The sequence below is a fragment of the Rhodococcus rhodochrous genome (assembly GCF_900187265.1).
GTDB lineage: Bacteria > Actinomycetota > Actinomycetes > Mycobacteriales > Mycobacteriaceae > Rhodococcus > Rhodococcus rhodochrous.
This window is the reverse complement of the sequence record NZ_LT906450.1, coordinates 2,477,645-2,492,279: the sequence shown is the minus strand read 5'-3', so window position 1 is coordinate 2,492,279 and position 14,635 is coordinate 2,477,645. Positions and strand designations below refer to the sequence as shown.

The following is a 14,635-nucleotide window of genomic DNA, read 5'->3' as shown; positions in this document are numbered from 1 at the left end:
GGGATCACCACAGTTTTTCTAGCGTTCGATAACGACGTCCTCGATCGGAACGGTATCGTGCCGTCTTCCTCACTGTGCTCGCGGGGAAGCAGTCACTGCTCGGCCGGTAGTGTGGACGCTCGTGACGAGGCTTGCCGCAGACCGCAGAGTGCTCGGCATCCTGGGCCTGGTGGCGGCGCTCGTCGTCGTAGCTCTCGTGGTGCCGCATCCGACGATCGCTCAGATCCGGGAATGGTCCGAATCGGTGCACGGTCCGGCACTGGTCCTGGTGTTCTTCGCCGTCCACGCCCTGGCCACGATCGCCCCGATTCCGCGCACGGTGTTCACGCTCAGCGCCGGCGTGCTGTTCGGCAGTGCCGTCGGCATCGGCGTGACGGTCGCCGCCTCCACGGTCAGTGCCGTCCTCGCGTTCCTGCTCGTGCGGGCCGTCGGACGCAAGGCCGTGGAATCGCGTCTCACGCACCCGGCGGCGAAAGCGATCGATCTGCGGCTGGCACGCCGCGGATGGCTCGCGGTCGGCTCGTTGCGGTTGATCGCCGCCGCCCCGTTCTTCGTCGTGAACTGCTGCTGCGCGGTCTCGGCGGTCCGTCTCGTCCCCTACACGCTCGCGACGATCGTGGGCATCCTGCCGGGCACCGTGGCCGTCGTGCTCCTCGGCGATGCCCTGACCGGTCAGACCGATCCGCGGTTGATGGTGATCACCGGGGTGTGCATCGCGCTCGGTCTCGCCGGACTGCTGCTCGAGGCCCGGCTCCCCGAACCCGCCGGCTCGGCGCTCGACGCCGTCGTCGATCCGCATCAGGACCCGGCGGCGAGATAGCCGGCCAGGATCGGGCCGAGGACCGCGAGCACGGCCGGGGTCATCATCTCCAGGTGATCGCAATCGATCGTGTGATCGGTGATCGTGCCGGACACCCACGGGCGCCACAGGGCCGGTGACGCACCGTCGCCTGTGCCGAGCGATCGCGCCGCGGCGACGAACAGCAGGTCGCCGTCGAAACGTCGGAGGTCGAGCGCCGGCGCCGCCCGGTGGACCTGCGCGTAGGCCGTGAGAATCCGTTCCAGGTCCGCGGCGGACAGTCCGGTCTCGTGCCCGAGACCGCGGTTCACCGCGTCGAGCAGCTGATCGGAGGTCACCTCGTCCGGTTCGGCACCGGGCAGTTCGATGCCCAGCCCCGCCAGCAGTTCCGCGTGGGCGTGGGCACGCCGTTCGCGTTCGAGCGGGTAGTAGTCGAGAACGACCAGGTCGACGGTCTCCCCCGCGGCGCGCAGTTCGACACCCATGTGGTGGGCGATCAGCCCGCCCTGGGACCAGCCGAGCACGGTGTAGGGGCCCTCCGGTTGCACGACCCGTAGCTCCTCGACGTAGCGGTGCGCCAGTTCGGCAGGCGTCGCGTCGAGGGATCCGCCCGAGAGGTACGGCAGTTGCAGCCCGTATACCGGCCGGTCCGGCAGGTAGCGCAGTAGTCCCGCATAGACCCAGGACAGGCCGATCGCGGGATGCACACAGAACACCGGTGGGCGGTGACCGTGCCCGCGCAGAGGAATCAGCACATCGAACATCCCGGTCGTCGGAGTAGCGGTCGCCGGCGGTTCGTCGAGGCGATCCGCGAATCCGGCCGGGGTGGGGTCGAGGAAGACCAGGGACAACGGAACCTCCCTGCCCAGCTCGCTGCGCAGCTTCGACGCCACGGCAGTCGCGGCGAGCGAATTGCCGCCGAGGTCGAAGAAGTTGTCGTCGATCCCGACCCGATCGCGTTCGAGGACGGAGGCGAACGCGCGGGCGACGACCCCTTCGCTCGGTGTGCGCGGCGCCCGGTAGGCGGCCCCGACGGGCGCGGCCGCCGGCAACGCCGACCTGTCCACCTTCCCGCTCGGAGTGACCGGCAGTCCGGGCAGCACGACGATCACCGCCGGAACCATGTACCGCGGCAATCGGGTGGCCGCGAAGTGCAGGATCTCGGGCGCCTCGACGGGAACGACCCCCGTGGGCACCACATATCCGACGAGCCGGTCACCGCTGCCGTCGTCACGCACCACGACCACCGCCTGAGCGACGGCCCGATGCCGGAGCAGGACCGCTTCGACCTCCTCGAGTTCGATGCGCAGACCGCGTAGCTGGATCTGGAAATCACTGCGCCCCACGTAAACGGGCTCGGGGCCCGCCGCGGTACGCACCCAGCGCATCAGATCCCCGGTGCGGTACATCCGGCGTCCCGGTACGCCGAGGGGGTCGGCGACGAAACGCGTCGCGGTCAGGCCGGGTTGTCCGGCATACCCTCGCGCCAGACCCGGTCCGGTGAGGTACAACTCCCCCACCGCGCGGCCGGCCACGGGCTGCAGGTACGAGTCCAGGAGGTACTCGTCGAAGCCGGGCATCGGCGGCCCGACGGTGAGATTCCCACCGGGGACGAGCGGATCGAGCAGGTTCGACATCACCGTCGCTTCGCTCGGACCGTAGCCGTTGACCATGTGACGACCGTGGGCCCACGTCTCCGCCAGGGACGGCGGGCACGCCTCACCGCCGACACTCACGAAGGTCAGGGCCGGCAGCGCGTCCCGATTCAGCGTCGCCAGCACCGCGGGTGTGGTGTAGAGGTGCGTGACCTCCTCGTCTGCGAGGACACGCTCGAGGTCGTCGCCGGCGGCGATGCCGGGCGGCACGACGACGAGCCGCGCCCCGGCCGAGAACGCAACGATCGTCTCCAGCAGCGAGGCATCGAACACCGGCAGCATCGACTGTGCGACACGCGAATCGCCGTCGGCGATCGTCGAGATCCGATCGACCAGCTCGGCGATACCGCGATGCGTCACCGTCACCCCCTTCGGCGTGCCCGTCGATCCGGACGTGAAGATCACGTACGCGGCGTTGTCGGCGCGCACCGGTGCACGGTTGCCGGCGCGCACCGGCGCGCGGCGATGAACATCCGACACCGGTGTTGCCGGCCCACCGTCGAGGTCGACATCCCGAACGGGCACGACGGACATCTCGTCGGGCACCGCCGGTTCCGGGCCGTCCACAAGCACGCACAAGGGCGCGACCGTCCGGATCATCGCGGTGACACGGTCACGGGGCTGGTCGGGGTCGACCGGTACGTAGACGGCACCGGCGCGGACGACGGCGAGCATCGCGGCGACCCGCAGGAACGAACGCCGCATCGCCACGACGACGGTGGTCTCCGGTACCGCGCCGCGGACGACGAGCAGTTGCGCGAGCCGCTCCACTCGCGCGTCCAGTTCCGCGTAGGTCCACTGCCGGCCCGCGTCGACGACGGCGACGGCCTCCGGGGAACCCGACATCCAGTCGTCGAGGATCTCCCTCCACGTCCGCGTACGGGCGGAGCCGGGAGCGGACACGACCGGCACCTCGTCCCCGAACAGGCGGAGGCGGCCGAGCGGCACCTGCGGCCGGCCGACGACGACCTCGAGAACCCGGGCGACCTGCGACAGTATCGTCTCCGCTGCCACCCGATCGAACAGGTCGGGACGGTAGCTCAATCGCAGCCGCAGTGAGTCGTCGACGTGAGCGATCAGGGTCAGCGGATAATGACCGGCGTCGTGTCCGGTCACATCGCGCACCTGCATGCCGGCGATGTCGACCGCATCGGACAGAGCCGCACGGTCGATCGGATACGACTCGAACACCGTCAGGGTGTCGAATCCGGCAGCAGGTCCGGCGACCTGCTGGATCTCCGTGAGGCCGAGATGGTGCCGGTCGAGCAGTGCGGTCTGCTCGGCGCGGATCCGCTCGACGAGCGCGGCGAGCGTCTCGTACGGGTCGAGCCGGACCCGCACGGGAACCGTATTGACGAACAGGCCGATCATCTCCTCGACCCCATCGACGTCTGCGGGCCGCCCGGAGACGGTCGATCCGAACACGACGTCGCACTGCGAGGTGAGCTTCGCCAACACGATGCCCCACGCGACCTGCACCACCGTGCCGACGGTGAGCCCGTGGTCCCGGACGAAGCCTTCCAGGCGCCGGGTGTCCACCGGATCGAGTGCCCGTGCGGTCTCCTCGGACAGGGCCTGCACGGAGGCCTGCTCCGCCTCCGGAGCGACCAGCGTGGGGCGATCCGGACCGGCCAGGTACCGCGACCAGGCATCGCGGGCGGGAGCCGGGTCCTGCTGCACGAGCCACCGCACATAGTCCCGGTAGGGACGTACCGGCGGGAGAGCACCGGTGTCCGCATCGGTTCCGTACAGCACGAGGAGTTCCTTCAGTAGCAACGGCGCCGACCAGCCGTCGAGCAGGATGTGGTGATTGGTGAACACCAACCGGTGATCGTCCGGTCCCATCCTGATCAGGCTCAGGCGCACCAGCGGTCCGGCAGCTGTGTCGAAACGCTGCGTCCGGTCCTCCGCCTGCAGACGGGCCAGTTCCGCCGCACGGGCGTCGGGGTCCGGATCGGTCAGATCCCGCTCCCGCAGCGGCAGTTCGACCGACGCCTGCACGACCTGCACGGGTGGCCACTCCCCGTCGAAGACGAAGTTCACCCGCAGGTTCGGATGCCGTGCCGACATGGCGGCCACCGCCCGCCGGAGACGTCGCGGATCGACGACACCGCCCAGGTGCAGGGTCAGTTGCACCGTGTACGCGTCGATCGAATCGTTCCGGAGGGCATGGAACAGGAAGCCGTGCTGCAAGGGGGTGAGGGGCCACACGTCCTCGAAGCCGGGGTAGCGGCGCTCGAGTTCGTCGAGGCGTTCCTGGGTCATCGGGACCAGTGGCAGATCCGACGGCGTGCGCCCGCCCGTTCCCGGCTCCGCGACGTGCCGGGCGAGTCCGCTCAGCATGCGGCGCCACCGCTCGGCAAGGTCGGACACCTCCGGGCGGGCGATGACCCCGGTCGGATAGGCGAGATCCGCGCGCAGCACCGGACCGTCGGCAGTGTGGACGACCATGGCGTTGACGGAGATCACCGCCGGTACCGGCTGGGCGGGATCTAGACCACCGCCGAACTCGATGTCCGTGACGGCGTCCGGCGTCGTGCTCCGGCCGTGGAAGTTGAAGGTGAGTTCGGGCGTCGGCAGAGGCTCGAGCGCGGCGCGCCCCTCGTCATCGAGGTACCGCAGCATTCCGTATCCGATCCCGTGGTCGGGAACGGCACGCAGTTGTTCCTTGACGGTCTTGATCGCGGTCCCCGCTGCAGTGCCGCCGCATGCCACGGCCTCCACGTCGATACCGGTCAGGTCCAGTCGCACCGGATAGGCGGTGGTGAACCATCCGATCGTCCGGGACAGATCGGCTCCCGGCACGGCCTGCTCCTCCCGGCCGTGCCCTTCCAGCCCGACCAGCACCTGGGCGAGGTCGATCCCCCGGTCGGCGCGCTGCGCGACGACGGCTCCGGCCAGTGCTGCGAGAAGACCGTCCATCACGTTCCCGTGGAAGGACGCCGGAAGGACGGTCAGCAACGCGGCGGTCGTCGGGGCGGGTACCTCGACGGTGACGGTGTCGACGGTGGCCCCGACGTCGACCGCGGGGTCCACCTCTCGGGTGCCGAGCAGCGGATCCGGACCCGACAGCGTCGACACCCAGAACGGCAGTTCGTGAGTGCGCGTGCCGCGGCGGGCCACCTCGACGAGACCGTGCGCCCAGCGGCGCATCGAGGTGCCCGTCGGTGCGGGATCCGGAGCGAGTCCGTGTTCGAGGCGAGCCGCCGCAGCAGCGAGGTCGCCCAGCAGGATGCGCCAGGAGACACCGTCGATCACGGCATGGTGTGCCACGAGCAACAACCGCGAGGCGGATCCGGCGTCGAACCGGACCGCCTGCAGCATCACTCCCCTGCCGGGATCCAGTCGTCCGGTCGCGGCGGCATGTTCGGCGGCGGCGATCGCAAAGAATTCGGGCCCTGTCGGATCATCGACCCGGACGCAGCGCAGGATCGACGATGCGGAGACGGATCCGATCGGCCGTGTCTCGAGGCGCAGGTCGTCGGCGACTCCGGGCACTGCGTGCAGGCGCGCCCGCAGCATGTCGTGCCGATCCACGACAGCCTGCAGCGCCGCGAGAAGGTCGGCCTCGCGGAGTCGGTCCGGCAGCGGAACCGATACCGATTGGCAGAAACCCGGATACGTTCGGCCGCGCTCGACCAGCCAGCGCAGTATCGGGGTGAGCGGAACGTCGCCGACGCCGTCGCCGGGCAGTTCCTCGAGCATCGACGCGGTCGGGCCGGCCGGGGTGACTGCCATGGCGAGCGCTGCAACGGTCCTGTGTTCGAACACATCTCGGGGCGAGAACACCAGACCTGCGGCCTTCGCCCGTGCGACCAACTGGATCGACATGATCGAATCGCCGCCGAGGGCGAAGAACGAATCCTGTGTTCCCACCCGGTCGACGCCGAGCACGTCCGCGAAGACCCGGGCCAGGGACCGTTCGGTGTCGGTGGTCGGTGCGATGTAGCTGTCGCTGCGCGTCGCGACCTCCGGGACCGGCAGTGCGCGGCGGTCGAGTTTGCCGTGCACCGTCACCGGCAGATCGGCCATGTGGACGAACGCGGCCGGAACCATGTAGTCGGGCAACCGTTCCCGCACGAAGCGTCGGACGTCGTCGAGTCGCTCCTCCGCGGCGGGGTCGTTGACGTAGCGCGCGAGGCTGCCCACGTCGTCGGCCGGACGGAAGACGTCGGTCAGCGCCGTATCGACCCTGTCGTCCGGGTCGTCGCGGAGGACGACCACCTCCATCGATCCCGGTTCCTGCGACCAGGTCACGGCGACCCGGTAGCCGAGTTCGGCGCCGAGCAGATCGAAGTCCGCGGGACCGATGCGGTCCGATCGTGGTCGGAGGTCCGGTTCCGGCACGAGTGCGTGTCCGGGCATCGCATCGAGGGCGGTCGCCGCGGCGATCACCGACCGCAGGGCGGTGTGCGGTACACCGGTCACGCGCAGGGCAGCGGGACGGGCGGTCCGCAGGTGGTCGGCGAACGCGGCGAGGGTTCCGAATCCCGACCAGGACCGGAACGGAATATCGGCGAGCGACCTGGGTCCGGTACCGGTCTGCAGCACCACGCTGTAGCGGTACAGGCCGAGTTCGTTGGCCGTCCGCATCCGGCCGAGTTCGATGTCGACCCCGGTGACACCGGGCAGACGACCGGCCAGGCCGGCGAAGAACTCGGGGGCGAGCAGCAGTTCCCGCTCGGAGAGCGTGGCACGGCGGACGCGTTCGCGGATCGTGTCCGCGCTCTCGGTTCCGTCGGCACGGGCGAGTTCCACAGCGGCGGCGAAGTACGGCAGCAGCGCCTGGTTCCGGACATCGCCGAGATGGATCGATCCGCCGGGTGCGAGCAGCGGCAGGACCTTCCGGAGCACCTCGAGCAGGTACGCCGCATCCGGGAAGTACTGGATCACCGAATTGAGCACGACGGTGTCGAAGTACCGCTGCGGCAATCCCTCGGTCGCGTGCGCCGGTTGCGTCCTCAGCGTCACCCGGTCGGCCCACGGCTGCGATCGCACGGCGGAGTGCAGCGTCTCGATCGTCGGAGCCGAGAAGTCCGTGCCCCAGTACTCGGCGCAGTCGGGAGCCAGTTCGCGGAGCAGGAGACCCGAGCCCACCCCGATCTCGAGGAGACGCCGGGGCCGGAGCCGCCGAACGGCCCGCACGGCAGCGTCGCGCCAGTCCTGCATCTGCTCGAGCGGAATGGGCTTCCCGGTGTCGGTGGCGTTCCAGCCCGCGAAGGCGCCGGTGTCCTCGGACGGTGGCGCGGAGTACACGTCGTCGTACACGGCTCTCCACCGCTCGACGGTGCCGATCGCGCGAGTCGGATCGGCGAGCAGTGTCTGCTCCCGGTCCAGCACCACATACGCGACCAGTCGTCCGGTCTCGTGAGGGCCCGGAGTGTCCCGGACGACCACGGCGGCGCGGGCCACCGCCGGATGCGCACCCAGGACCGCTTCGATCTCACCGGGCTCGACCCGGAAACCGCGGACCTTCACCTGGTCGTCGCAACGGCCCACGAATTCCAGGTGCCCTCCTGCGCACTCGGGGTCGGCGCCGATCTTCGAAAGGATCCACCGCACGATGTCGCCGGTGCGGTACATCCGCTCCCCCGGCCCACCGAACGGAGAGGCCACGAATCGTGCCGCGGTCGTGGCCGGACGACCGGGATATCCGCGGGAGACCCCGTCGCCGGCGATGTACAACTCGCCCGGGACGCCGGGACGCCGGGAGGCACCGGCAACAGTCCGGCGTCGAGGACGAAGACCGTGATGCCCGGGATCGGCGTGCCGATCGGGACCGACACACGATCCCCCCGAGCGAACGCGTCCCCGACGAGATACATCGTCGCGCACACCGTGGTCTCCGTCGGTCCGTACGCGTTGACGAGCAGCGTCGAGGGATGTGATTCGTGGAAACGGCGTGCGACATCCGGCGACAGCACGTCCCCGGCCGTGACCACCTGGTCGACTCCGTCCCACACCCGAGCCGGGACGACGGCGGGGTCGGCTAGGGCATGGAACAGCGGTGTCGGGACGAACATCGTCGTCACACCGTGTTCGGAGATCATGTGCGCGACGGTCGACGGATCGAGCAGACCGGAAGGGGCGAGCACGAGTTCGGTACCGCCGATCAGGGCGGGCCAGATCTCGTACACCGACGCGTCGAAGCCCGGTGAGGACACCAGCGACATCCGGTGTCGCGGTCGCGACTCGGTCCAGCCGTGCTCGATCAGGTGCACGAGGTTCCGATGCGTGACGGCCACGCCCTTCGGGACGCCCGTGGAACCGGAGGTGTAGATCGTGTACGCGGTGTTCGACGGGCGCAGGGGCGCGTTCCTGTCGACGTCGGTGAGCGGTCGCGCGTCGTCCGGCAGGTCGTGGGACGTCGGGCGGCCCGTCTCGTCGAGGATCACCGCGACGGCCGGGTCCGCGCGCGAGGTGAAACGACTGTCGGTGATCAGCACGCGGGGCGCGGCGTCGGCGAGGACGAAAGCGGTGCGTTCGCTCGGATAGGCGGGGTCCAACGGCAGATAGGCGCCACCCGCCGCCGACACCGCGAGAAGGGCGACGACCAGTGCCGGGGATCGGTCGAGGGCGACGACCACCACGGACTCGGGCCCCACGCCCAGGTCGACGAGCAGGCGAGCCAGTCGGTTGGCCCGGGCGTCGAGGTCGCGGTACGTCCATCGGCCGACGACGCCGGTGAGCGCCGGTGCGTCCGGTGTCGCCGCGACCCGCTCGGCGAGCATCGCCGGAACCGTCAGATCGGCAGTGGTGGCAGCCGGGCCGCTCCACGCGACGAGGAGCAGATCGCGCTCCGAGCGATCGAGAAGTTCGACACCGTCGACCCGCCGGTGCGGCGACCTCACGAAGGCATCGAGGACGCGGAGATACCGATCGGCGAACCGTTCGACCGTGTCGTGCTCGAACAGATCGCTCGCGTACTCGATGCTCCCGAGCATCCCGTCGTCGTCGGTGGACGCACGTTCCGACACGCTGATGTACAGGTCGAACCGCGCGACCTCGGTCGCGACGGGCAGCATCTCGACGTGGATGTCGGGGTGGTCCAGGTTCGGCAACGGATTGTTCTGCAACGCGAATGCGACCTGGAACAGCGGGTGGTGGGCGGTCGAGCGCGCCGGGGCGAGCAGTTCCACCAACCGCTCGAAGGGCGCGTCCTGGTTCTCGTAGGCGGCCAGCGCCTTGGTCCGCACGCGGTCGAGGACATCGGCGAGTGTCCATCGTCCGGTGATGTCGTTCACGCGCAGCACCCAGGTGTTGACGAAGAATCCGACGAGATCCGTCAGAGCCTCGTCGGTCCGCCCGGCCACCGGGCCTCCGATCGTGATGTCGTCTCCCGCACCGAATTCGTGCAGGAGCACCACAAGTGCCGACTGGAAGACCATCGACGCGGTGGCTCCGTGCTCGGCGGCCAGTTCGTCGGCCGCGAGGCGTAACTGTGCGGGGATCGTGAACTCCACCCGGCCGCCGCGGAAGGACTGCACCGCTGGGCGGGGGCGGTCGAGCGGAAGCGGGAGGCATTCCGGGACCCCGGCCAGTTCCTCCCGCCAGTAGGAGAACTGCCTGTGCAGGATGCTTCCCGGCTCGCCCTCGTCGCCCAGCACGTCCCGCTGCCACAGTGCGTAGTCGGCGTACTGCACCGGCAGCGGATCCCATCGCGGTTCGGTCCCCGCCGATCGGGCCGCGTATGCGAGCAGCATGTCGCGCACCAGCGGCACCATCGATGCACTGTCGCCGGCGATGTGGTGCAGCACGAGCACCAGCACGTGGTCGTCGGACCCGGTCCGCAGCAGGGTGGCGCGCACGGGGATGTCGGTGGACAGGTCGAAGGTCCGCCGCGCCTCGGCGCTCACGGCCGGCTGCTCCTCGTCGGCAGGCACCGCCCGCACGGGCAGCAACAACGAGGTCTGCTCGATCGGCAGGATGCGCTGGAAGGCAATTCCGTCGGATTCCTCGAACACCGTGCGCAGGGACTCGTGGCGCACCACGACATCGGCGAACGCGGCCCTCATCGCGTCGACGTCCACCCGTCCGGTCAGCCGCGCCGCCATGGGGATGTTGTAGGTCGGCGACGGACCTTCGTAGCGGTGGATGAACCACAACCGGGACTGCGCGTAGGACAACGGGATCCGGTCCGGTCGACGCCGGGGCATCAACGGTGCCCGGGCGACACCACAGTCCGCGAGCCGCGGTACCAACTCGGCGATCGTCGGTGCTTCGAAGAGCATCCTGATGGGTGTCTCGACGTGCAGCGCGGATCGGATCCCCGCCACGACACCGGTCGCCGACAGCGAATCACCCCCGAGTTCGAAGAAATTGTCGTCGACGCCGACACGATCCGGGGACAGATGCAGAACGTCCGCGAAGACCCCCACGAGAGTTCGTTCCGGCCCCGTGCGAGGAGGGCGATGGAGCACGCCACGGCGCTCCGGGGCCGGCAGCGCGGCACGGTCGAGTTTGCCGTTGGCCGTGATCGGCATCGCTGCCAGCGGCACCACCACGGCCGGGACCATGAAATCCGGGAGCTCCGCCGCGAGCGCATCACGAATCGCTTCGGCATCCGGGACCGTTCCGGTGCGCGGCACCACGTACGCCACCACCCGGTCGGATCCGGTCTCGCGCCGAACCACCGCCGCGGCCCGCTCGACGTCGGGGTGGCGGAGCAGTGCTGCTTCCACTTCGCCGAGTTCGATACGCCGCCCCCGCACCTTGACCTGGAGGTCGGCGCGACCTGCGTAGATCAGCCGCAGATCCGGGGCGGCCGCTGTGTTGTCGTCGTCCGGGCTGTCGCCGCCACCCGTCGACCACCGCACGAGATCACCGGTGCGGTACATCCTCGACCCCGGTGGCCCGAACGGGTCGGCGACGAACCGCGTCGCCGTCGTCCCCGGTCGCCGGTGGTATCCCCGTGCCAGAGCAGGCCCTGCCGGATACAGCTCTCCGATCACTCCGGTCGGCACCGGATTCAGACGTGCGTCGAGCACGACGGCCCGGAATCCGGGTCCGAGAGTGCCTGCCGTGACCGGTCTACCGGGCACGAGCTCGTCCGATGACATCTGCACGGTGATCTCGCTCGGCCCGTACCCGTTGACCATGCGACGGCCCGGCGCCCACCGCTCCACGAGCCAGGCCGGGCAGTCCTCACCACCGACGCTCACGAACGAGAGCTTCTCGGCGTCCACCGGATCGATCGTCGCGAGGACCGCGGGCGTGGTGCAGAAGTGGGTGATCCGGTCGGCGCGCAAGGCACGTGCGAGGTCGTCACCGGCGGACGCGTCGGGCGGGCCGATCACCAGGTGCGCAGCGGAGCCGAACGCCACGAGCAGCTCCAGCACCGCCAGGTCGAAGCTCGGCGAGGTTCCGTGCCGGACCCGCGCGTCGGCGTCGGCGAGCGTGCGGGTGTGCGCGACGAGGTTCGCCAGACCGCGGTGGGTGACGACCACGCCCTTCGGGTGTCCCGTCGATCCGGAGGTGTAGATGAGGTAGGCGGGTTGATCCGCACGCGCGGACGCGCACCGGTCCGCGTCGGCCACCGGCGCCGCGCTGTATCGCTTCGTCTCCGCGACCATGTCCGGATCGTCGACCGCCGTCCACGGCACGGTGGCGGGAAGCAGGGACCGCTCGCCGGTGGTGGTGAGTCCGAGCACGGCGCCGCAGTCGCGCAGCATGTACTCGATCCGGGCGGGCGGATAAGAGGGGTCCACCGGAACGAAGGCCGCACCCGCCTTCGCCGCCGCCCAGATCGAGACGATCGAGTCGACGGACCGGGCCATGCCGACCGCGACGAAACGTTCCGGGCCTGCACCCCGCTCGATGAGCATGCGGGCCAGCCGATTCGACCGCTCATCGAGTGCTCGGTAGGTGAATCGGGTGTCGCCGCACGACAGTGCGGTCGCCTCGGGGACACGGCGGGCAGCGTCGACAAGGATCTCCGGGAGCAGACGTTCGGGCAGGGACGGCGGACCCGTCACGGGGACGAGCGTGGTCCGTTCGGTTGCGTCGAGCAGATCGATGTCGCCGACCCACATCGTCGGATCGTCTTCGGCAGCCAGGAGGATCCGCTCCAATCGGCGAGCGATGCGCTCGACGATCGGCGCGGTGTATGCGTCGGTGACGTACCGGATGCGGAGCACGTCCGCGGACGTCACCTCGCGCCCGGCACCGTCGCCGGATTGCGGACGCTCCAGATCGATACGTAGGTCGACGTCGCCGAGGACGGCGCGCTCCACCTCCTTGTCCACATCGCCTCGACCTTCGACGGTGATGCGGAAGAGCGGGGCGTGCGATCCGTTCCGTGTCGGAGCCAGCGCCTCGAGCAGCGCCACCGCAGGGACGTCGGCGTGTGCGAGAGCGTCCCGAGTCCCACGGGAGATGCCCTCGAGGAGATCTCGGAACGACGCGTCGGGGCGCACTCGAATACGCAGGGGCAGCACCGTGCGAACGGGAGTGGTACCGGCCGGGACCGGGAAGCCGAGGACGACATCGTCGGTACCGGTCGACCTGGCGAGGAGAATCGCGGTCGCAGCCTGCAGCATCGGGAAACAATCGTCGGCACATCCGGCACTCGCTCGACGCAGTGCACTCCCGAGGGGATGAACGAACTGCTCCCACACCGGAGCAGATCCCACGCCGCCCGTCCGTCCACCGGCCGGGGTCAGGGCGGGGGGTGTGGGTGCGCCCGCCAGAATGCGCCGCCAGTGATCGAGCACGGTGTTCCGTCGGTAACGAGGTGCGGCCGCCCCGGCACTCGGCGGGTGGATCGAACCGACCGGCGTTCGAGGGTCGGCTGCGACGAACTGCTCGAGGATCTCCGTGAAACAGATGCACTGCGCCTGTATCTCGTTTTCCTCGTAGCGGTTCGGATTCGCCCGGAACTCGATGACGGTGCCGGCCGGCGCGCTGCGGCGGTGGACGGTGATCAGCCGGTCCCCGACGGGCCCGCGCGACAGGACGTGCGGCGTTCCCACGATGTCACCCAGTACGGGTTGCTGATCGAACAGCATGACGTTGACCAGGGGTACCGAGAATCGGGACACCCGTTCGGATGTCGCTCGGCGGATGTCGTCGAGTCCACACGCCTGGTGTCGGAGGGCTCCGACCAGCTCGACCTGCATCCGCCGGACGAGATCCTCCACGGGTTCGTTCGGATCCACCCGGATCCGCAGGGGAACCACGTTGACGAGCATTCCGGCGGACCGTCGCAGCTCGGCTGTCGTCCGCGCCGACACCGGAATATTGACGAGCACGTCGTACCGTCCCGACCGCCGCGAGAAGAAACAGGCGGCGGCCGCGAGTACCACAGCGGCCGAGGAGGCATCCCGCATCGCCGGAGACCCCGCCAGGCAGGCGTCCGCAGCGGCCGACAGATCCGTCTCCGCCGTGAGGGTCCGGACCGCCGGTGGAACCTCCGTGGTGTCGGCCTCGGGCAGGTCGCGGACCCGCTCGCTCCAGTACTCACGGTCCGCGACGAACCGCTTCGACGCACGATACTGCCGGTCCTTCTCGTACAGCGTCCGAAGATCGGCCGGCGGTTTGTCCGGGGTCGGTATCTCGTCCCGGCCGGAACTCCGGGAGGCGAGTGCCCGGGAATAGAGTTCGGCTCCCCTGCGCACGATGATCATCGCTCCGAACCCGTCGAGCGCGATGTGATGGGCCTTGACGTACACGAGATAACCGGCATCACCTGTTCGCAGAACGACGATGCGGCACAACCGGTCCGCCATGAGGTCGATCGGTGCTTCCGCATCCCGCCGGAGCCACTCCTCGGCCACCTTCTCCGGATCGTGTTCGTCACGGAGATCGATGACCTCGGTGGGGACGTCGAGGTCCCGGTCGACGACCTGGCACGGACGGCCGTCCACGTCGACGAGGCGCAGGAAGGCGGTCCCGAATTCCCGCCCGGCGGTCGTCGACGCCCACTTCAGCAGATCGAGGTCGAGTTCCCCACGGAATTCCACATATTGGGCGATGACGAAAGGGACGTCGGGTACGAGCTGTTGAGCGAGCCAGATACCGTACTGCGCCGGAGTCAGCGGAAACGCACCCGCGCGCTCGTCGTCGGAGTTCTGCGCGGCGCCTACGACGGGAGTGGCCACAGCGCCCCCTTCACGAGGATGTGTATGCAGTAGCTGCATGTGCGTGCAGCGGCAGTGTCGAACGGGGACGTCTCGATGAGCCG

The 14,635-nt window shown here is 69.6% G+C and carries 1 protein-coding gene and 1 pseudogene; one reads left to right on the top strand and one right to left on the bottom strand.

Translation table 11 applies throughout. The features are described 5' to 3' along the window. Positions 1–148: 148 nt before the first annotated feature. A complete protein-coding gene (locus CKW34_RS11365; protein ID WP_059381459.1) occupies positions 149–820 on the top strand; it encodes a TVP38/TMEM64 family protein in 672 nt (223 codons plus the stop codon). On the opposite strand, the pseudogene CKW34_RS24960 reads toward CKW34_RS11365, so the two are convergent. Then, positions 799–14,591: pseudogene (locus CKW34_RS24960) on the bottom strand (amino acid adenylation domain-containing protein). The gene CKW34_RS11365 and the pseudogene CKW34_RS24960 sit on opposite strands and share 22 nt — an antisense overlap. Positions 14,592–14,635 lie beyond the last annotated feature (44 nt).